At 61.7% G+C, this 20693-nt stretch carries 19 protein-coding genes and 2 pseudogenes; 9 read left to right on the forward strand and 12 right to left on the reverse strand.

The features are described from left to right. The first annotated feature begins 185 nt into the window (after positions 1–185). Positions 186–1361 carry an MFS transporter gene (locus ABX75_RS18510; protein ID WP_034113535.1) on the forward strand — a complete coding sequence of 392 codons (1176 nt, stop codon included), beginning with the start codon at positions 186–188 and terminating at the stop codon, positions 1359–1361. Here the strand turns inward: ABX75_RS18510 and ABX75_RS18515 are convergent. Both ABX75_RS18515 and ABX75_RS18520 read right to left on the reverse strand, forming a co-directional pair. Further along, the gene (locus ABX75_RS18515; RefSeq protein ID WP_034097433.1) at positions 1355–2392 is read right to left on the reverse strand and encodes a dienelactone hydrolase; all 1038 of its coding nucleotides are present in this window, start codon (positions 2390–2392) and stop codon (positions 1355–1357) included. The genes ABX75_RS18510 and ABX75_RS18515 overlap by 7 nt on opposite strands. 209 nt (positions 2393–2601) lie before the next feature. Next, the gene (locus ABX75_RS18520; protein ID WP_034097432.1) at positions 2602–3213 is read right to left on the reverse strand and encodes an FMN-dependent NADH-azoreductase; all 612 of its coding nucleotides are present in this window, start codon (positions 3211–3213) and stop codon (positions 2602–2604) included. Between the two features lie 125 nt (positions 3214–3338). Here ABX75_RS18520 and ABX75_RS18525 point away from each other — a divergent pair, with 125 nt between their 5' ends. Together ABX75_RS18525 and ABX75_RS18530 are read left to right on the forward strand one after the other, a co-directional pair. Next, positions 3339–4247: a LysR substrate-binding domain-containing protein gene (locus ABX75_RS18525; protein WP_034113533.1), complete on the forward strand. Its 909-nt coding sequence runs from the start codon at positions 3339–3341 to the stop codon at positions 4245–4247. Further along, positions 4244–4600, forward strand: coding sequence for an MmcQ/YjbR family DNA-binding protein (locus ABX75_RS18530; protein WP_047882433.1), 357 nt, complete (start codon positions 4244–4246; stop codon positions 4598–4600). The genes ABX75_RS18525 and ABX75_RS18530 overlap by 4 nt, the downstream gene beginning before the upstream one ends. Here ABX75_RS18530 and ABX75_RS18535 read toward each other — a convergent pair. Next, a complete protein-coding gene (locus tag ABX75_RS18535; protein ID WP_034138203.1) occupies positions 4589–4972 on the reverse strand; it encodes a DUF1294 domain-containing protein in 384 nt (127 codons plus the stop codon). The two genes, ABX75_RS18530 and ABX75_RS18535, sit on opposite strands and share 12 nt — an antisense overlap. After that, positions 4969–5799 carry an undecaprenyl-diphosphate phosphatase gene (locus ABX75_RS18540; RefSeq protein ID WP_047882434.1) on the reverse strand — a complete coding sequence of 277 codons (831 nt, stop codon included), beginning with the start codon at positions 5797–5799 and terminating at the stop codon, positions 4969–4971. Before ABX75_RS18540 ends, ABX75_RS18535 begins: the two co-directional genes overlap by 4 nt. A gap of 319 nt (positions 5800–6118) precedes the next feature. On the opposite strand from ABX75_RS18540, the pseudogene ABX75_RS30045 reads away from it, so the two are divergent. The 4 genes and pseudogenes from ABX75_RS30045 to ABX75_RS18555 form a co-directional block, all read left to right on the forward strand. After that, a pseudogene (locus ABX75_RS30045) lies at positions 6119–6808 on the forward strand (cache domain-containing protein); the annotation flags it as partial. A gap of 120 nt (positions 6809–6928) precedes the next feature. After that, a complete protein-coding gene (locus ABX75_RS30050) occupies positions 6929–7663 on the forward strand; it encodes a methyl-accepting chemotaxis protein (RefSeq protein ID WP_371264001.1) in 735 nt (244 codons plus the stop codon). 114 nt (positions 7664–7777) lie between these two features. After that, complete coding sequence (gene pnuC / locus ABX75_RS18550) at positions 7778–8341, forward strand: nicotinamide riboside transporter PnuC (RefSeq protein ID WP_047882435.1); 564 nt, start codon at positions 7778–7780, stop codon at positions 8339–8341. Beyond that, positions 8338–8868, forward strand: coding sequence for an AAA family ATPase (locus tag ABX75_RS18555; RefSeq protein ID WP_047882436.1), 531 nt, complete (start codon positions 8338–8340; stop codon positions 8866–8868). The genes pnuC and ABX75_RS18555 overlap by 4 nt, the downstream gene beginning before the upstream one ends. Positions 8869–8900: 32 nt before the next feature. Here ABX75_RS18555 and ggt read toward each other — a convergent pair whose 3' ends face one another. Continuing rightward, positions 8901–10625 carry a gamma-glutamyltransferase gene (ggt, locus tag ABX75_RS18560; RefSeq protein WP_047882437.1) on the reverse strand — a complete coding sequence of 575 codons (1725 nt, stop codon included), beginning with the start codon at positions 10623–10625 and terminating at the stop codon, positions 8901–8903. A 207-nt stretch (positions 10626–10832) separates the two neighbouring features. Between ggt and ABX75_RS18565 the strand changes: the two genes are divergently transcribed. Continuing rightward, on the forward strand, positions 10833–11978 hold the full coding sequence (locus tag ABX75_RS18565) for a MalY/PatB family protein (RefSeq protein ID WP_034097416.1): 1146 nt from the start codon (positions 10833–10835) through the stop codon (positions 11976–11978). Positions 11979–11999: 21 nt separating this feature from the next. On the opposite strand, the gene ABX75_RS18570 is transcribed toward ABX75_RS18565, so the two are convergent. The 7 genes and pseudogenes from ABX75_RS18570 to ABX75_RS30060 all read right to left on the reverse strand — a co-directional run bounded on the left by ABX75_RS18570 (position 12000) and on the right by ABX75_RS30060 (position 17250). Beyond that, positions 12000–12926 (reverse strand): FecR domain-containing protein, encoded by a 927-nt coding sequence (locus ABX75_RS18570; protein WP_047882438.1) that lies wholly within the window; start codon positions 12924–12926, stop codon positions 12000–12002. Continuing rightward, positions 12923–13441, reverse strand: coding sequence for a sigma-70 family RNA polymerase sigma factor (locus ABX75_RS18575; RefSeq protein ID WP_034097412.1), 519 nt, complete (start codon positions 13439–13441; stop codon positions 12923–12925). The genes ABX75_RS18570 and ABX75_RS18575 overlap by 4 nt, the downstream gene beginning before the upstream one ends. 92 nt (positions 13442–13533) lie before the next feature. Next, positions 13534–13770: pseudogene (locus ABX75_RS30055) on the reverse strand (hypothetical protein); the annotation flags it as partial. Between the two features lie 31 nt (positions 13771–13801). After that, entirely contained in the window at positions 13802–14431 is a 630-nt protein-coding gene (locus ABX75_RS18585) for a hypothetical protein (RefSeq protein WP_034097409.1), read from the reverse strand. Positions 14432–14517: 86 nt separating this feature from the next. Next, positions 14518–15963, reverse strand: a complete 1446-nt coding sequence (locus ABX75_RS18590) for a mechanosensitive ion channel family protein (protein WP_034097406.1) — start codon at positions 15961–15963, stop codon at positions 14518–14520. A gap of 203 nt (positions 15964–16166) precedes the next feature. Next, positions 16167–17027 carry a pirin family protein gene (locus ABX75_RS18595; protein ID WP_040268151.1) on the reverse strand — a complete coding sequence of 287 codons (861 nt, stop codon included), beginning with the start codon at positions 17025–17027 and terminating at the stop codon, positions 16167–16169. A gap of 76 nt (positions 17028–17103) precedes the next feature. Then, on the reverse strand, positions 17104–17250 hold the full coding sequence (locus ABX75_RS30060) for a hypothetical protein (protein ID WP_158231125.1): 147 nt from the start codon (positions 17248–17250) through the stop codon (positions 17104–17106). 259 nt (positions 17251–17509) lie between these two features. Here ABX75_RS30060 and ABX75_RS18600 point away from each other — a divergent pair. Then, the coding region (locus ABX75_RS18600) for a DUF6531 domain-containing protein (RefSeq protein ID WP_047882439.1) at positions 17510–20693 on the forward strand (3184 nt) is incomplete at its 3' end.

Below are 20693 nucleotides of genomic sequence, written 5' to 3' on the forward strand. Positions count from 1 at the left end.
AAAACGAACACCGCGTTCTGCCTGGCAGAATGCGGTGTTTTTTATTAGGGCTGCTGCGCAGCCCAACGCGGGGCAAGCCCGCTCGCCACAGTAGGCCGGTTTCTCAGCCAAAGTAGTTAGCCTGCTTCCTTTTCCCTCAAGCCCTTGCCATGATGGGCGCACCGCCCGCCCGCGAACGAGTCCCCATGCCTGCCGCCGCGCCCTCGTCCTTGTCGATCACCCTGCAGATCGTCTCCATCGTCTTCTACACCTTTATCGCGTTTATCTGCATCGGCCTGCCGATCGCGGTGATTCCAGGCTTTGTGCATGAGCAACTGGGCTTCAGCGCGGTGGTGGCTGGGGTGACCATCGGTTCGCAGTACCTGGCGACCCTGCTCAGTCGGCCCATGGCCGGGCGCATGTCGGATACCGTGGGCACCAAGCGCGCCATCGTGCTGGGGCTGACGGGCATCCTCATCAGTGGCGTGCTGACGTTCTTTGCGACGCTATTGCAGAGCATGCCCAACTTGAGCCTCGGGGTTCTGATTCTCGCGCGGTTGCTGCTGGGAGTGGCCCAGGGGCTGATCGGCGTGGGCACCATCAGCTGGTGCATGGGCGCGGTCGGCGCCGAACACACCGCGCGCTCGATCTCCTGGAACGGCATCGCCTCCTACGGCGCCATCGCCATCGGCGCCCCCTTGGGGGTGGTGATGGTGGCCGACTATGGCTACAACATTCTCGGCCTGGTACTGGCGGTGTTGGCGGCGCTGGGGTTGGTGCTGATCCGCAACAAACCGTCGGTGCCAGTGGTGCGCGGGGAGCGCCTGCCCTTTTGGGCGGTGTTCGGGCGCATTGCGCCGTTTGGCACCAGCTTGTGCCTGGCGTCCATCGGCTATGGCACCCTCACCACGTTTATCACCCTGTACTACCTCAATCGTGGCTGGGCCGGCGCGGCGTATTGCCTGACGGTGTTTGGGGTGTGCTTTATCCTGGCGCGGCTGGTGTTTATCTCGGCCATCAGCCGGTTTGGCGGCTTTCGCGCGGCGATTGCCTGCATGAGCATTGAGACCCTCGGGCTGACCCTGCTGTGGCTGGCGCCCAGCACCACAGTAGCGCTGATCGGTGCTGGGCTGACCGGTTTCGGCTTGTCGCTGGTCTACCCGGCGCTGGGTGTGGAGGCGATCAAACAAGTGCCCAACAGCAGTCGCGGCGCGGGTTTGAGTGCGTATGCGGTGTTCTTCGACCTGGCCCTGGCGATTGCCGGACCGCTGATGGGTTTTGTCGCGTTGAACCTGGGTTACGGCTGGATCTTCCTGTGCGCGGCGCTGCTGTCGGTCGCGGCACTGGGCCTGACCGTGCTGCTCAAGCGCCGCGCTTATTGATCTGCGGTCTGTAAGCCTGCGCGGCTGGGCTCGCCGAGGGTGTGACTGAAAAAGCGCCCGGCCTCGGAAACCAGGTCGCGGTGAATGCCTTCACGGTCCACCCCATCGGCGTCGGTGCACACCGCCGGCATTGCCGCCAACTGGTCGCTGTCGCACGGCGCCATAAACACGAAGTGCCCTGCCCCGGCCAGCAGTTTGAAGTCCGGCGGTTCCGGCAGTTTGCGCGCCAGGGCCGCGGCGTTCTTGTCCACCGCGACCAGTTTGTCGCCGTCGCCGCTGTAGAGCAGCACTGGCACATGCACATCCGCCAAGGTGTGACGGCCGAACATCAGGCTCAGGGGCGCCATTAGCATCAACGCGTGAATACGTGGATCGGCCTGGGGCTGCAGATCGTCGCGATCCACCACCAGCTCACCTTTGGTGGTGCAGGCGTCGCGGTCTTCAGGACGCTCCTGGCAATAGCGGCGCAGGCGATCGAAATCCGGTTTAGCGCCGGCCAGAATCAGTGCGGTCTCGCCGCCCGCCGAATAACCGATCACACCGATCTGGTCGACATCCACGAACGGCGACAGCATCGGATCGCCCAGTGTGGCGGTGATCGCTTCGGAAATCTGGATTGGCCGGCCATACAGGTTGCTTACGGTGCCTAAGCGGCTGTGATCTTTGTAGTTGTCGCCGGGGTGAAGCACCGCCACCACCACGAACCCTTTGCGCGCCAGGGACGTGGCCAGGTCATGCAGAGCCAGCGGCGTGCCGGTGTTGCCGTGGGACAGCATCAGCATCGGGAAACGCCCGATGGCGATTTTGGCGTCTTCGGTGGCAGCGATGTGGTACGCGCCCACCTGGGTACTGTGCTCAAGACCGGTGGAGGGGTAGAACGCGATAGCCTTCATCGGCTGAAGATCCAGCGGGTCGAGAAAACTCATGCGATGAAAACCCACGCTCCAATGAGGGTGCGGTGCGGGGGCGGCGTGCACTGAAATCAGGCTGCCGAGCAGGGAAAGAACCATCACAGCACAAAGACGCATCATGGGGCTGTCCACCTTTGCTGCGTGAGAACCGACATATCGATTAAAAGTCCGGAGTACTGACCCCACGCTTGCACAACCTGGGCCACATTAAAAGGACAGCGCACACACGAAAAAACTCCGTACTCCGCTCGCGTTCAGGCCAGCAGAATACAGAGTTTAGGCGCCCGGTTTCGGATTGAAACCGGGGCGAGGCGAAATTTACACAAGCCTTACGCGGCGGCGAACAATTGTTCGTTGATCAGTACGTTGGCGTCGCTCAGGGCCTTGCTGCGCATTTCGTCACCGTAGGCCAAGCCCTCGGCGCGCACGAATTCGATGTCAGTGATACCCAGGAAACCAAACAGCAAGGTCAAATAGCCTTCGTGAGCCGCGCCCGACGCTTGCCCGGCATGCAGGCCGCCGGCGGTGGACACGATGATGACTTTCTTGTTGCCGCACAGGCCTTCAGGGCCCGCTTCGGTGTAGCGGAAGGTCTGACCGGCTACCGCGATGCGGTCGATCCAGGCTTTCAATTGAGTCGGGATGGTGAAGTTATACATTGGCGCGCCGATCACCAGCGCGTCGGCGGCAAGGAATTCCGCCAGGGACGAAGCGCTCAGTTCGGCCTCATGCTTTTGCGTGGCATCGCGCAGTTCGGCGGCGGTGCCCAAGGCTCCCAGGGTGGCGCCGGAGAAATGGTTGATACCTTCGCTGGCCAGGTCGCGGTAAGTCACTTGCACGCCTGGTTCAGCGGCTTGCCATGCTTTGACCACTGCGGCGCTGAGGGCGCGGGAAGCCGAGTTGTCACCGAGGATGCTGGAATCGATATGCAACAGTTTCATGGCAAAGCTCCAAAGAAGATCAGGGAATGTCGATCAGATGGTGCTAAGGCTACCCATGAAACCAATAGTCGATAAGACAGCTGAAATGCGATAGTTTGTCCCACTGACAGGACAATAGGCCCAGCATGCAAGATCTCAACGACCTCTATTACTTCGCCAAAGTCGTCGAAGCCGGCGGCTTTGCCGCAGCCGGGCGGCAGCTGGGCATTCCCAAGTCGCGCCTGTCACGGCGCATTGCCGAGCTGGAAGAGCGCCTCGGCGCGCGCCTGCTGCAACGCACCACGCGGCAACTGACCCTCACTGCCGTGGGCGAACGCTACCTGCGCCACTGCCAGGCCATGCTGTTGGAGGCGGAGATGGCCGATGAGGCCGTGGCCAGCATGTCCAGCGAACCCCGTGGGCGTCTGCGGGTCAGTTGCCCGGTGGGGTTGGCGCAGAACATCCTGCCCGACCTGGTCGCGGGTTTTCTCGCCGCCCATCCCCAAGTGCAGTTGGAAATGACCCTGGTCAACCGCCGCGTCGACCTGGTGGCCGAAGGCATCGACGTGGCCTTGCGCGTGCGCGAGCTGGGCGATGAAGACCCGTTGCTGGTAACCAAGCGCCTGCGCGCGGCGCAGACGGTGCTGGTGGCGAGCCCGAATTTCCTGCAAGGGCGCTCGATCGCCAGCCTCGACGACCTCAAGCAACTGCCGATCCTCGGAGCACTGGAGGCCGACCGCATGGTGCATCAACGCCTGCTCGATCCCCAGGGCCATGCGCATGATCTGGTGATGGAGGCGCGCCTGGGTATCGATGACTTCATCGTGCGCAAGGCCTGCGCGATCATGGGCTTGGGCTTTACTGTATTGCCGATGATGTACTGCGAAGAGGAATTGGCCAGTGGCCGGCTGGTGCAACTGCTGCCGGAGTGGTCATTGCCGGGTGGCTGGCTGCAGGCGGTTTACCCGCATCGCCGTGGCGTGCTGCCGGCGATTCGCGCATGGATCGACTACCTGGAAGAAGGCTTCAAAAGCTGTGGAGATCGTCTGCTATGAGCATGACCGAAGCGCAAGTCGCACGCTTCTGCCTGGGCCTGCCCGGCGCGCGGGAAGATTACAAATGGGGTGGCGTACGGGTGTTTTCGATTGCCGGCAACAAGATGTTCGCCCTGCAGAACCTGCGCGGCGACTCGCTGGCCTTCAAGGTGGACCCGGACCTGTTTCTCGGGCATGTCGACCGCCCGGGCATTCGCCCCGCGCCGTACCTGGCGCGCGCCCACTGGATCATCATGAACACGCCCTACCCGCTGGGCGCCGATGAGCTGCGCGGCTTATTGCAACGTTCCCACCAATTGGTGGTGAGCAAGTTGCCCAAGCGCACGCAGATCGGGTTGAAGCTAGAGGATTGAACCCAGCGTGCCGCCCAGGAACATCTGGTCAAGCCAGAACACCTGGTGCAACAGCACGATCACCCAGAACAGCACCTGATACGACACCTTGCGCGTCTTGTGCCGGAACACCTGCTGGGCAATCAGCGCCCCCGGCCAACCGCCCGCCAGCTCGACCGCATGCAGTACGTTTTCCGGAGTGCGCCAGCTATCGGTGCGGGCCTTGCGTTTGTCGCTCCAGTACAAGAAAAACGCCACCACGCTGACCACGGCATAGGCCGCCAGCGGCAGCACGGTGTCGCCGCGATACCACAGCAAGCCCGACCCCAGCAGCGGTGCCGCGCATAACAGCACGAAAATCAGGGCCTTGAGGCGTGGATGTTGGATCGTCATGCCTTGGCGGCCACCCAGTCGATCCAGCCGAACTGCCAGGTCGCCAGGATCAACAGGCCGAAGGCGATCCGATACCAGGCAAACACTGCGTAGCTGTGGCTGGCAATGAACTTGAGCAGGCCCTTGACCGCAATCATGGCGAAAATGAACGAGGTGACGAAGCCGATGGCGAACACCGGCAGGTCCGCCGGCTGGAACAGGTCGCGGTACTTGTAGCCCGAGTACACCGCCGCGCCCACCATGGTCGGCATGGCCAGGAAGAATGAAAACTCGGTAGCGGTCTTGCGCGACAGACCGAACAACAGGCCGCCGATGATAGTGGCGCCAGAGCGCGAGGTGCCGGGAATCATCGCCAGGCACTGGGCGAAGCCCACCTTCAGTGCATCCTTCCAGGTGATGTCATCGACCGTTTCGGCATGCACCTGATGCTGGCGGCGCTCGGCCCACAGCATGATCACACCGCCCACCACCAGCGCCGCGGCCACGGTGATCGGGTTGAACAAATAGTGATGAATCGCGTCGGCAAAAATCACCCCCAGCATCACCGCCGGCAAGAAGGCAATCAGCAGATTGGCCGTAAACCGCCGCGCCTTGGGCTGGGTGGGCAAACCGGTGACCACCTGGAAAATCTTGCCGCGAAACTCCCACACCACCGCAAGAATGGCGCCCAGTTGAATAATGATATTGAACGCGTTGAAACGGTCGCCGCTGAAATCCAGCAAATCGGCCACGATGATTTGGTGCCCGGTGCTGGATATCGGCAGGAACTCGGTGAGCCCCTCAACGACGCCCAAGATGAGTGCCTGTATGGCGGTCCAAAAATCCATGCTTCCCCCAAAGGTCATGCTTGGCGCATGCCTGGTTAGTCTTTTAATAGTTCACTGACGACGAGCGCGCTGAAGGCCCGGCGTTGACTATGGTCAATGCCGATCTGCAAAAATTCTGTGAAAAATCAGGCAGTACTCAGGTTTTTCGATTTCAGGCCGAAAGCCTATCAGACAAGGCGTAAAAGTCGATCAAACGCCACAATTATAAAAAGCCCGGAGTGACAGGACGATGAACAGTTTGCGCAATATGTCGATCAGCCGGCGGCTGTGGCTGATTCTGATAGTCGCCGTACTGATGCTGTTGGCTTTGGGTTTGCTGATGCTCAAGCAGATTCATGACGACCTTTACCAAGCCAAACGTCTACAAACCCAGCATGTAGTACAGACCGCCAGCGGCATTCTGACGTTTTATCACGGCCTCGAAACCACCGGTGTCATGACTCGCGAAGCCGCGCAGAAACAGGCCCTCAGCGCCGTGCGTGGGCTGCGCTACGACCATGACGACTACTTCTGGATCAACGACCTCACCCCTGTAATGGTCATGCACCCGGCAAACCCCAAGCTAGATGGCCAAAACCTCTCGGCCATCCGCGACCCCGACGGTTTCGCCATTTTCAACGAATTCGTGGTCCTGGCTAAGGCCAAAGGTGCCGGCATCGTTAACTACCGCTGGCCCAAGCCTGGCGCCGAAGCCCCGGTGGCCAAGACCTCGTATATCCAATTGTTCGAACCCTGGGGCTGGATTATCGGCTCTGGCGTGTATGTGGACGACGTCCAGGCCGAGTTCAACGGCCAGGTGTGGAAAGCCTCGGTGATCGGCCTGGTGATCGCGTTGGTCATGGCCCTGCTGGTAACGTTGATCGCCCGCAGCATCGTGCAGCCGTTGCAAGCCGCGGTAAACGCCATGGGCAATATCGCCAGCGGCGAAAGCGACCTGACCCGCAGCCTCGATACCCACGGGCGCGATGAAGTCACCCAGCTGTCCCGGCATTTCAACAGTTTTACCGCCAAGTTGCGCCAGGTGGTCAGCCAACTGCAGGTGTGTGCCAACGCCCTGGGCCAGTCCTCTCAGGAGTTGGGCAATAACGCCAGCCAGGCCCACGACCGCAGCCAGCAGCAATCGCAGCAAATGGAACTGGTGGCCACCGCCATCAATGAAGTCACCTATGGCGTGCAGGACGTGGCCAAGAACGCCGAACACGCCGCCAGCGAAATGCGCGACGCCCAGGCCCAGGCCCAGCAAGGCCAGGTCAATATCGACGGCAGCCTGCAACGGATCGATCAGCTTTCCACCACCATCAGCCAGGCGGTGGACGTTATCCGTACCCTGTCCAGCGAAAGCACCCAGATCGGCGGCGTGCTGGAGGTGATCCGCTCTATCGCAGACCAGACCAACCTGCTGGCGCTCAACGCTGCGATTGAAGCCGCACGGGCCGGCGAACAAGGCCGGGGCTTCGCCGTGGTGGCCGACGAGGTGCGCCTGCTGGCCCAGCGCACACAGAAATCCACCGCCGAAATCCAAGTGATGATCGAGCGCCTGCAAGGTCACTCCGAAGCGGCAGTCAAGGTTATCAGCGACAGCCACACTGCATCCCAAGCGACCATCGAGCAAGCCGGTCTGGCCGGCGAAAGCCTGAACGCGATCGGCCAGGCCCTGCGCAATCTCAATGGCCTCAACGCCTCGATTGCCAGCGCCACCCTGCAACAGTCCCATGTGGTGGAAGACATCAACCAGAACGTCACCCAGGCGGCCGGCCTGTCCCACAGCACCGCGTTGGCGGCGGAACAATCGAGCCTGGCCAGCACCCAACTGCGCAGCTTGAGCGAACAATTGGAAGGCTTGCTGCGTCAGTTCAAGGTCTAGCGCTACCCCGCTGTGGGAGGGGCTGGTTCCCTCCCCGGCGGCCTCTGTGTGTTTTGTAGATTGCACACCTCTGGGTACAATCCCCGCCCTCTTCCACTCTCCCAAGGAACCACCATGTCCGGGCTTGAACTGTTCGCCGCCGCGTTGGGGGTGATCGCTGTCTGGCTGACGGTCAAGCAGAACCCCTGGTGCTGGCCCATCGGCCTGGTGATGGTGCTGCTCTACACCTGGGTGTTCTACGACGTGAAACTGTATTCCGACATGCTGCTGCAAGTGGTCTACGCCGCCCTGCAAGTGTATGGCTGGTGGCAATGGACCCGCGCCGGCGAGATCAAGCAAGGGCGCCAGGTCACCCGTCTGGGCGTGCCGGCCATCAGCGCCAGCCTGGCACTGGGTGCGCTCGGCAGCCTGCTGTTGGGTGCGGCGATGGCACACTGGACCGACGCCGCGCAACCCTGGCTCGACGCCGCGCTCACCGGTTTCAGCCTGGTGGCGCAGGTATGGATGGCGCAGAAACGCGTGCAATGCTGGCCGTTGTGGATCGCTGTGGATGTGATTTTCGTCGGGCTGTTCCTCTACAAAGGTTTGTACCTCACCGCCGCACTCTATGCGCTGTTCACTGTGATTGCCGTGCAAGGCTGGCGCGAGTGGTGCGCCGACCCGGCGTTGCGCACATGAAAGTGGTGGTTTTGGCCGGCCCGGAATCCAGCGGTAAAAGCTGGCTGGCGGCGCAGTTGCAGGCGCAGTTCGGCGGCTTGATGGTCGGCGAATACGTGCGGTATTTCATTGATCATCACCAACGCGACACCTGCCTGACGGACATCCCGGCCATCGCCCGCGGCCAACTGGCCTGGGAAGACGCCGCCCGCGCCGAGCAGCCCGACCTGCTGATCCTCGACACCCACCTGCTGACCAACCGGCTATGGAGCCAGACCCTGTTCGGCGACTGTCCTGCCTGGCTTGAAGATGAGCTGCTGGCCCGTCACTACGACCTGCATCTGCTGCTGTCGCCCGACGATGTGGAATGGACCGCCGACGGCCAGCGCTGCCAGCCGCACTTGGCCGACCGCCAAGCGTTTTTCCGGGCGGGCCTGGACTGGCTGCAACAGCACCGACAGTCAAAAGTGGTGATCGGAGGCGATTGGGAGGAACGCCGGCAAGCGGCGTTCGCGGCGGTGGGAAAACTGCTCACCCAGCCTCTGTAACCGCGAACGCGCCGACAGAGGCTGGGCGTGGATCAGTAGCCCAAGGACAACCCGGTATTACGACGTGGGTCATTGGCCCCGTAGAAGCGGTTGTTGCCCACCGGTTTGCCGCCCAGCGACGGCGCCCCTACCAGGATCGCGGCCAGATGGTTGGCGTCCTGCGGCCCGGCGAACTTATGGCCCCAGCTCTCCAGAATCTTCTGGGTATCCGGACTCACCGCAAAGGTTTCCAGGTTGGTGGTCTCTGGCATCCACTGCTGATGGAAACGCGGCGCGTCCACCGCTTCCTGAATGTTCATCTTGTAGTCGATCACGTTAAGGATCGTCAGCAACGTCGCGGTGATGATGCGGCTGCCGCCCGGCGTGCCCACCACCATCACGGCCTTGCCGTCCTTGGTCACGATGGTGGGGCTCATGGATGACAGCGGCGCCTTGCCGGGTGCGATGGCGTTGGCTTCGCCTTGCACCAGGCCGTACATGTTCGGCACGCCGACCTTGACGGTGAAGTCGTCCATTTCGTCATTGAGGATGACCCCGGTCTTGCTCGCCATCACGCCGGCACCGAACCAGTCGTTGAGGGTGTAGGTCACGGATACCGCATTGCCCCACTTGTCGACGATGGAATAGTGAGTGGTGTTGTTGCCCTCATGGGGCGCCACGCCAGGCTTGATCGCCTGGGAGTCGCCGGCCTTTTGCGGCTCGATGGCCGCGCGCAGCTTAGCTGCGTAGTCCTTGTCCAGCAGGTGGTCGATAGGGTTTTGTACGAAATCCGGATCGCCCAGGTAGCTGTTGCGGTCCACGTAAGCGTGACGCATCGCTTCGATCTGGTAGTGCAGGCCTTGGGCCGAGTGATAGCCCAGATCGGCCATCGGGTAGCCTTCGAGGATGTTCATGATCTGGCAGATCACCACGCCACCGGAGCTGGGTGGCGGCGCCGAGACCACATGGTAGCCGCGATAGTCGCATTCGATGGGCGCCAGCTCGCGGGTCTTGTACTTGTCCAGGTCGGCCTGGGTGATGATGCCCTTGCCAGCCTGGCTGGAATCCACCAATGCCTTGGCAACCCAGCCTTTATAGAAGCCGTCACTGCCCTTGGCGGAAATTTCCTTGAGGGTTTTGGCCAGGTCTTTCTGCACCAATTTCTGGCCGACCTGCAGCGGCTGGCCGTTGTGCAGGAAGATGCCGCGCATGTCCTTGTCTTTTTCGAACTCGCCCGTGGCGGTGTGCAACAGGTCGATATCGCCCTGCTCCAGGGCGAAGCCGTTTTCCGCCAGCTTGATTGCCGGAGCAATCACCTGGGCGCGCTTGAGGGTTCCGTATTTGCTCAGTGCCAACTCCATGCCGGATACCGTACCGGGCACGCCGACCGCCAAATGGCCTTTGGCGCTGAGGCCTTCGACGACGTTGCCGTCCTTGTCCAGGTACATATCCGCAGTGGCGGCCAGCGGGGCTTTTTCGCGGAAATCGAGGAAGGTCTTGCGGCCGTCCGCCAACTGCACGGTCATGAAACCGCCGCCGCCCAAGTTGCCTGCCGCCGGGTAAACCACCGCCAGCGCGTAGCCCACGGCTACCGCCGCGTCCACTGCGTTGCCGCCGGCTTTAAGTACGTCAACGCCCACGTGGGTGGCCAAATGCTGGGCCGTGACCACCATGCCGTTTTCCCCGGCCACCGGGGCCTGGGACGCTGCGTGCACGCCGCTGACCGTCAACACCAGGGCAGTGGCAATCAATGTGCGGCTCAAAGGTTGGTATTTCATCCATGGCTACTCGGGTTGTTGAGATGCACCAAAATAGCCCGACTCAGATCCAAGCCCCAGCGCGGTGGCGTTTTTATTACAGAACTTGTCGGTCACGGGACGAAGCCATCAATATGCCTGTATTCAGGACCTGTCAGCACCGCTACTGGCATCTGGCATTTATCCCGTTAGAATCAGCCCCCCCCTGCCCTTTGAGACGAGCCGCCCATGAGCTTTGATTTCGACACGATCCACTCCCGCCTCGGCACCGGTAGCACCAAGTGGAGCCGTTACCCGGCAGACGTGTTGCCGATGTGGATCGCCGACATGGACATCGCCGCGCCGCCGGCGGTGCTGCAAGCCCTGCGCGAGCGTCTCGACCAGCAGATCCTCGGCTACAGCGTGGCCGGCCCGCAGGTGCGCCAAGCCATCGTCGACGATTTGTGGGCCAAGTACGCCTGGCGTGTGCTGCCCGAAGAACTGCTGTTCCTGCCCGGCGTCGAACCTGGCTTCAATATGGCGCTGCATGCCTTTGTGCAACCCGGCCAAGCGGTGGTGCTGCAAACCCCCAACTACCGGCCGATTCGCTTGGCGCCGGGGCACTGGAACCTGCCGCGCATCGAAGTGCCGTTTGAGTTCATCAATGGTGAATACCTGACACCTCTGCCCGCCATGCATCAGGCACTGAACGGCGCCGGCGCGCTGCTGCTGAGCAACCCGCACAATCCCATCGGCAAAGTATTCCCCCGCGAAGAACTGCTGGCCGTGGCCAACGCCTGCCTGGACAACGGCGCGCTGATCATCAGCGACGAAATCCATGCCGAACTGTGCTTCGATGGCCGCCGCCATATCCCCACCGCCAGCCTCAGCCCGCAGATCGCCCAGCGCACCATCACCCTGATGTCGGCGAGCAAGGCCTACAACGTGGCGGGCCTGAAGACCTGCTTTGCGGTGATCCAGAACGCCGAGATCCGCGAGCGTTTCAACAACGCGCGCTGCGGTATGGTCGACAGCGTCAGCCCACTGGGCCTGGAGGCCACCCGTGCCGCCTACAGCCAATGCGGCGAGTGGCTCGACGCGCTGGTCAAGTACCTGCAAGCCAACCGTGATTACCTGCTCAATGCCGTGCAAACCCGATTGCCCGGCGTGGTGATGCATGCGCCCCAAGGCACGTTCCTGGCCTGGCTCGATTGCACGGCATTGGGGCTGGACGATCCGCAGCAGTTCTTTCTGGAACAGGCCAAGGTCGGCTTGAGCGCGGGGATCGAGTTCGGCGACGACAGCCAGCAATTCGTGCGCCTGAACTTCGGTTGCCCGCGGGCGATGTTGGAGGAAGGCTTGCAGCGCATGGAGCGGGCGTTGCGCGAGCGTTAACCGACTGAGCCGGGGCGGCTCTCAGCTGAGGCGCCGACCTGGGGTGAGTGTCACCCAATAACGGGTGCGGGCATGTACCTCCAACCCTAACGTCGAGGCCAGCAGGTTGAGGATGCGATCGGTGTCCTCCAACCGAAAGCTGCCGGTGACCCGCAGCGCTTCCAGGCTCGGGTCCCAGCGCAGCACGCCAGGACGGTAGCGTTCCAGTTCCCGCAAAAAATCCCCCAGCGCCTGGTTCTGCGCGGTCAGTACTCCGTCGCGCCAGCCCAATTGCAGCACGTCGAACGGCACCCAGGCGCCGAGCCCAGTGGCTTGCAAGGGCGCTTGCTGGCCGCCTTGCAACGTCGCCAATTGCCCGTTCAGGTCACGTACCTGCACCGCCCCCTTGAGCACCGAGACGCGGCAACCGGCCGCCAGTTGCCGAACGCACACCTGGGCCTGGCCGACCCGCAGTTGGCCATAACGCGTGTTTACGGTGATCGCCGAGGGGCCTGGCACATCAAGCGCCAGTTCACCGTCGACCAGAGTGATTTGCCGCTGCGCCAGGTCCATGTCCACCGCTGTGGCAGTGTTGAGCTGCAAGTTGGCGCCATCGGCCAACGACAGGTGTTTGCGCTCGCCGGTGGCGGTATGCAGGTCTGCGCGCCAGGTTTCGAGCGGCAGCTGACGGCTGATCAGCCAGGCAGTCGGCACCAGCGCCGCCACCCCCAGCGCACGCTTGAGCACCGCGCGCCGCCCCGGTTGCGGGCGATCCAGACTGGCCATCGCCAGCGCCTCGGGCAAACCGTTGAAACGCTGGCGCAAGGTCTGGGCTTTTTGCCAGGTCTGCTCATGCTGAGGATGGCTGTCGCGCCAGCGCTGCAACGCGGCGTGATCGCGCTCGGTGGCCGCGCCGGATTCCAGCAACGCCAACCACTGCGCCGCCGCGCGCGCGACGTCGCGACTCATAGGTCCACCAGCAGGCAATGCTCATACGCCTGGGCCATGTAACGCTTGACCGTGCGTTCAGACACCTCAAGCCGCTCGGCAATCTCGCGATACCCCAAGCCTTCCAGTTGGCTCCAAAGAAACGCGCGGCGCACCAGCACCGGCAAACCGTCGAGCAACTCATCCAGGGCTTGCAGGGTTTCCAGCAGCAGCCAACGCTGCTCTGGCGACGGCACGCAGGCTTCGGGCAAGGTGGCCAAGGCATTCAGATAGGCCTGTTCCAGGCTGCGGCGCTGATGGAAATTCACCAGCAAACGCTTGCCCACCGTCACCAGATAAGCACGCGGTTCCTGCATCTGCGCAATGGGCTGGGCACTGGCCAATACCCGCAGGAACGTATCCTGGCTCAAGTCCGCCGCATCCCAGGCATTGCCCAAGCGCCGCCGCAGCCAGTTTTCCAACCAACTGCGATGATCGCGATACAAGCTCGACAGCGTCAGTTCAGCGGCTTGCGTAGGGACAACAGCATCATTCATGGCAAACAACCTGCGCAGCGCGAGTGAGTCTCAAATGAGATTCATTCTATTTAATATCGCGCCGTACTACCACGATCTTTTCAACATTACATTCAGCGCATCGATGCCTTTTGCCGCAGCAAGCCGATAAATAACCCCAGTTCTCGGCTGACGGAATCACCTTTGCGCATCAGTACGCCAAACGGCGCCAGACGCACAGTCAGGTCCACCGGCAGCGACTTGCGACGAGTCAACCGGCCTTGCTCAAGCAATTGGATCGCTTGATCACTGGTGTCACCCATGATGCGGATGCGCAGTTGCCGGCCGAGCGTTTTGATCTGCTGGATGGCGGGCTGTTCGTGAACCTGCAGTAAAAAGCCTTTACCGCGGCGCGCCAACCTCCTTGATGACGAAGGTGGTTGGCACGATGTTGGCAACCGACAGGGTAAATTCGCGGTTGTTCTTCATAAAGGTCCAGACTGGTGAATTCTCTCGACTGTCGAGGGTTTCCTTGTGTAAGGCGGCGTCCGGCAAAGCCAACATGAAATCGACCTCAGCGTAAGAGCCGATCGAATACCCCTCCATTTTTATGCTGACACCCAGGCGCTCATCGGTCCACACACCTGCGCGGGTCATAGTCTTGGTGAGTGTCTTGAACGGGGTGGGGATGGCGCTGACCTTCTCGTTCAGATCCGCGAGTTGTTTCTCAAGGCGCTGATAATCGGCCTTCGGCACGTATAGCCGGTTGACTTGGTCGACGGGTAAATAGTGCGTGTCCACCTCGCTCTTCTTTATGTAATCCGTGGCAAGGCTGGCAAGCGGCAGATACGACGCCGCCAGATCCTTCCGAGGGATGTACTGCGCTGTCAGATCCTTTTGGGAATAAAAGGAATCGGCCGGGCCAAATCTAAGCCCGAAGAATGTGGCGACAGTGACGGCCGCTCCTGACAGTGCGATAGCTGCACCGATGATCACCGGCCAAGAGTAAGTTGTGGGGGTAGTTTGATTCATGGGTAATGCGTTCCTTATCAAAGCGGCTGAGCCTTCGCGGAAGGCTCGTCATGCCACAAAATTGCCGGCGTCATGCCTGGCGACGATCACAGGCCGCGCGTGCGCAACCACTGCAAAAAGCCTTTCTTCACTGGCACCACCGGGGCTTCCTGGGTCAGAGCCTGGGCGGCGTGTACGCGGAAATCCAGCAGGGTTTTCATGGCGTCGCCAATGTCGTGGCGCGCATCCAGGCACGGCGTCAGGTATTCCTTCTCGATGCGGTACAGGGTGCAGAAGGTCTTGGCGGTGAAATCCGCCAGGGTCGCCTCGTCGGACAGGATGCCCGCCTCGCCGATTACCTCGCCAGGGCCCATACGCCCGGCTTCGAACTTATGCCCGCCTTTGGTGAGCATCACCGAGACCACGCCGGATTCGACGATAAACAAATGATCGCTGACCTCGCCCGCCGGCAGGATCATCTCGCCGGCGCGATAGGTGCTCAGGGTCATGTTTTGGCTGAAGGTTTCCTTCTCTTCCTGGCGCAAGGTGGAGAAAATCGTCGAACTGTCCAACAGCGCCCGTGCCCGTGAGGTCACCACCGGCGTGGCGCTCTCGGTGGCCGACAACAGACTCACCCCAGCCGCTTGCAGATGACGGAATGCCAAGTCATACAGTTGGTTGCGTACTTCGCGTTTGAGTGGCATGGCCGGCACGAACCCGCTGATCTCGTACTCCACCCCGCCACTGGCGGACGTTTTGAATGCCACGCTGGGTGCCGGCTTGGCCAGCAACGGCCGGCAGCCTTGCATGGCGCGCTCCAACGCTTCGATCACCGTTTGCGGGCGCGCATGGGGGCTGACTTGCAGGCTGACGGCCAAACCGAACATATCCGCCGGACGGGAAAAATTGATGATCTTAGCCTTGGCCGCCAGGGAATTGGGGATCACCGCCATGCTGCCCTGGGAGGTTTGCAGGCGTGTGGCGCGCCAGTCGATATCGGTGACGCGGCCTTCGGTGCCGTCGATGGAGATCCAGTCATCCAGTTGGTAAGGCTTGGTGGTGTTGAGCACGATTCCGGAAAATACATCGCTCAAGGTGCTTTGCAGCGCCAAGCCGACAATGATCGCCACCGCGCCGGACGTAGCGAGCACGCCTTTGACTGGCAGGTCGAGCACATAGGCCATGGCGGCGATGATCGCGATCAGGAAAATCACCGCGCCCATCAAATCCTGCAACAGTCGCCCGGTATGGCCGACCCGCTGCATCATCAAGGTGCCGAGCAACACCGTGAGCGTACGCGCCGCGAACAGCCACCAGCCGATCTGCAACGCCGTGGCGGCCAGGTGCAGCGCGGTGTTGTCGGCATAAGGCGCCAACTGCATGGGGTTCATGCCGTCGTTAAACAATACGGCGCTGAACACCGCGAAAATCAGCAGCCGCGCCGCCAACTTCCAGTTGTCCAGGTTGGGGGAAATAAGTCGCCACACGGCGATGTCAATCAGGATCAGCGCCAAGGCGCACAGCATCGGGTGATCAGCGATAAACGAGGGCATCCAGGCGACTCCAGGGCGAATGACGGGAAGATCGCATGAAATGAGATTGTCGGAAACAAATTGTATCGGGATGGAATGGGGCTGCTACGCAGCCCAGCGCAGGGCAAGCCTGCCCACCACAAAAAGCGCGCAAAAAACCGCATCTGTGCTGAGCGAGCTTGCCTCGCGCTAGGCCGGTTTATTCACCACAAAATTTGGGGCGCTCACATCCGCCCGAATTTGCCGGATTGGAAATCAGCAAACGCTTGGTGGATCTCCTGCTCGGTATTCATCACAAACGGCCCATGCCCAACGATGGGCTCATCAATCGGCTCGCCGCTGAGCAGCAACACCTTGGCGTCGTCGTTGGACTCCAATGTCACCTGGCGGCCATCGCGTTCGAACAGCGCCAATTGCCCTTGGCGCGCGATTTCCTGCCCATTGATCAGCAGCGTGCCGCGCAGGATCACCAGGGCGGTATTACGCCCTGCATGCAAGTCCAGGGTGACCGGTTTGCCCGGATTAAGGCGCAGATCCCACACATCAATAGGCGTAAAAGTGCGCGCCGGGCCGCTGGCACCGGCGAATTCACCGGCAATCAGGCGCAACTGTCCGGCGTCGTTGGCCAGGGGCAGTACCGGGATATTGGCGTCGACAATTGTCTGATAGCCCGCCTCGGCCATTTTGTCCTTGGCCGGCAGGTTGACCCACAGTTGCACCATCTCCAGCGCGCCGCCACGGCGGGCAAAGGCTGGGGAATGGAATTCCTCATGCAGGATACCCTTGGCCGCCGTCATCCATTGCACGTCGCCCGGGCCGATGGTGCCGCCGGCGCCGGTGGAATCACGGTGCTCGACTTCGCCGTCGTAAACGATGGTTACGGTTTCAAAACCGCGATGGGGGTGCTGGCCGACACCGCGACGCTGTTCGGTCGGCGTGAATTCGGCCGGGCCGGCGTGGTCCAGCAGCAGGAACGGGCTGATGTGTTTGCCTAGCGAGTCGTAGGAAAACAGCGTGCGCACTGGAAAACCATCCCCCACCCAATGACCGCGAGGACTGGTGTAGATGCCGATTAACTTTTTCATGATGTACCTCCAAAGTGGGTACACCATAAGGCCGGCGAAGCGTAAGCACTAGACGGCAAACCTGGCCTGGATTGTCCTATGTATAGGACAGTTCAACAGGCAGGCGCGCGCGCACCGCCAACTCCGACCAGCCAAGCGCTTGATATATCACCAGCGCCCACACCGCGCCCAGCGCCATCAGCGTCACGCCGCTGGACATAATACGCTGCGGGCCTACGCGCATGATGGTGCGTCGGGTCTAGGTGGAACTGACGACCAGCCCAGACACTTGATCAACGGCCCACCGCCCATCGGCGCCACTTAGATCGCATGGAGCATGCAGATTATGGTCAGTGCCAGATAGTCGAAACGTCCCACATAACCGCCGGATAAGCTCTACTCCCCCGCCCTGCAAACCGCTGCAAAGTCCCTCGCCTGATCACACAATGCGAGGGATTGCATATGGTTTGTTTCGTGAAGGCCCTGCTCGACAGGGCTGTCTCTTGATTCCGGTCATCGCCAGCTTCGTCCTGGCCCCCATGGACCCCAAGACGCCAGACATCGAAGGCGTCCTGCGTGATTTTCGCGACTGCCTCAACACCTTCGACGACTGGGCCGAGAGTTTCTGGAGTGGCTCGGCACTGCAGGTGGAGCAGGTCTTTAAAGTCGGCGATGACGTCGCGCTGGTCGAACCGGTTTCGTCAAAAAAGCCCAACGCGGTTGTTGCCCAGTGTGATGCCCAGGGCTCGTTAACCCTGGTGCACCTGTTCGAAAGCACCCGCTTCGTCCCCATCGGCAACACGCCGGTGGTGCTTCAAGCCTTGGCCGCCGATGGCAGCGCGATGGGCGCGCCCCTGCATTACACCATCGGCCCCAGCGGCATTCTTGAACTCAAGGAATGCACCCGCGACCAGGCCTACCAGATCACCTTTTATCCCAACGTTTCCCAGGACCACGTCAAGGCGCTGTATGCGTCTTATCAGGCGGTGATCGCGGGGCTGGAAACGGACCTGCGCGATGAATGGGCAAAGACCTTCAAACCCCGCTGGGACGATTTTTCCCACGCCACCGCGCTTGAGCGCAGCGCCATGCAGGGCATGGCGTTTTCAAGTGGTTTGGCCAAAGCGCTGTACAACCTGTGGGACAACGTCACGCAGCTGTATGAGCTGCTATCGGACCTCAAGGCCCACAGCGAAAAGCTCTTGGCGTACATCTCCCAGGCCGAACTCGATGCGCTGCTGGCACTCGGCAGCGACGCGATTGCCCAGGGGTTGCTGGTGCTCAGCGATGAGCCGCTGCTGTTCATTTACTTGGCGGCCATGGTCAGTTGGATGCGCCTGCTACCGCCGCCCGAGATGTACGAACTGGTTGGCGAACTGACCGGGGAAGTGCTGATCAATCTGCTGCTGATCTGGGCCACGGCCGGCATGGGCGTGGCTCTGCGCCTGGGTGCTCAGACGCTCAGCAGCATCAAATCCGCGCGGGCGCGAGCGTTGTTGGCGTTGCTCGCCAAGCACCTCAAGGGGCCCAGGCTGGAACCCCATGTCGCAGAGGCCAGGCCATTGCTGCTGGGCAGCGCGGCGACGCCGATCAAGACAGTCCCGGTTGCGCCGTTGCAGGCTGGGGAGCAGGTGGTTACGAACGCGGTGCCGGCGGTTCGTCGCAAGGCTCAGCGAACGGTGTTGGTGCGGCAGGAGCCTGTGGATGACGTGCCTGTTTCGGGGAAAACCCCGAACGGCGATGCGGCGGCTTCTGCGGATAAAACCGTCACTAACGGCTGCCCCGTATCGATGGTCACCGGCGAGGAATTGCTGACCCTGACTGACGGTGTTCTGGATGGGGTGTTGCCGTTCGAGTGGACGCGCCTGTATCGCACCAGCGCGGTGGAAGTCGACGTTGGGCTGGGGTTTGGCTGGAGCCATGGGCTGGCGCAGCGGCTGCTGGTTTCAGGCGATTCGGTGGTCTGGACCGACCATGAAAATCGCTCAATTTCCTTTCCAATGCCCACCGTTGCGCGACCGGCGATCACCAATAGCCTGGCCGAAGCGGCGATCTATCTGGGCGCTTCGCCGGATGAGCTGGTGCTGGCCCAGGCATCGCGGTTCTACCACTTTCGCGACGGTGTGCTGACGGCGATCAGCGATGCGTATGACAACCGCCTGCGAATTTTCCGCGATGTGCTCGGACGTATCGAGCGGGTGGATAACGGGGTGGGGAGCTCGTTGTTTCTGCGCTATGGGAGCGGGCGCATTGTCGCGGTGGACTACCAGGTTCAGCGCGCCGAAGGCCGTGGTCCGTATGTCTGGACGACTGAGCAAAACGTCGTTTCCTACGCCTATGACGACCTGGGCCGACTGGTCTCAGCGACCAATGCCGCCGGCGAGAGCGAGGTGTATCGCTACGACGAGCAGCACGTCATTGTGGAGCGCGGCCTGGCCGGTGGGGCGAGTTTCTTCTGGGCGTGGGAACGCTCCGGCAAGGCGGCACGCTGTGTGCGGCACTGGGCCAGTTTCTCGCAGATGGACACGCGCTATGCCTGGGGGGATGACGGCCGCGTCACGGTGCACAACGCCGATGGCAGCCAGGAAATCTATGTCCACGACGACCGTGCGCGATTGGTGCAACGCATCGATCCCGATGGCGCGCAGCACTTCAAATCCTACGACGAAAAAGGCCGGCTGACAGTCGAGCAAGACCCGCTGGGCGCGGTGACGGCCTATCAGTACGACGAAGCCGGACGCTTAGTGGCGTTGTTTCCTGGGGAAGATGAGCCCACTACGTACGAGCATGACCACGGGTTCGTACGCGTGGTGCGTCGGGGTGAAGCGGTCTGGAAATACGAGCGCAATGACCAGGGCGATATCACCCGTAGCATCGATCCCGATGGGCATGTCACGGACTACAGCTACAACAAACATGGGCAACTGACCGGCGTCTGGTACCCGGATCACAGCTGCCATCGCTTGGTGTGGAATGAGCGCGGGCAACTGGTTGAGGAGCAGTTGCCCAAAGGCGGCATCAGGCGCTATCGCTACGACGACCTGGGCCGCGAGGTGGCGCGCGAGGATGAACATGGCGCGCTGACCCAGTACCAGTGGGACGCTGTGGGTCGGCTGACTCGTCTGACCCTGCCAGGCGGGGCCACCCGCGAATACAGCTACAACCCCTACGGCAAAATCACCGCCGAACGCGACGAACTCGGCCACGTCACCCGTTACGACTACGCCGACGGCCTGCACCTGATCAGCCGTCGCCTGAATGCCGATGGCACTCAGGTCCAGTACCGCTATGACAACGCCCGATTACTGCTCACCGAAATTGAAAACGAAGTCGGCGAGACCTACCGGCTCGACTACCACCCCAACGGCCTGATCCAACAGGAAGTCGGGTTTGATGGGCAGCGCACCGCTTACGTTTACGACCTCAACGGCAACCTGCAGCAAAAGACCGAATACGGCGACGACGGCAGTCAGCTCGTCACTCGTTACGAACGCGACCATGCCGGACGCCTGGTACGAAAAATCCTGCCCGATGACAGCGTCGTTGAATATACCTACGACCGCCAGGGCAATCTCCTCAGCGTCGACGACGGCCATTGGGCGTTGGCCTACGAGTACGACCGCCAAAACCGTCTCACCGCCGAACACCAGGGCTGGGGCACCCTGCGCTATGGCTACGACGCCTGGT

It is taken from the genome of Pseudomonas sp. ARP3 (assembly GCF_001029595.1).
GTDB classification, from domain to species: Bacteria; Pseudomonadota; Gammaproteobacteria; order Pseudomonadales; family Pseudomonadaceae; genus Aquipseudomonas; species Aquipseudomonas rhodesiae.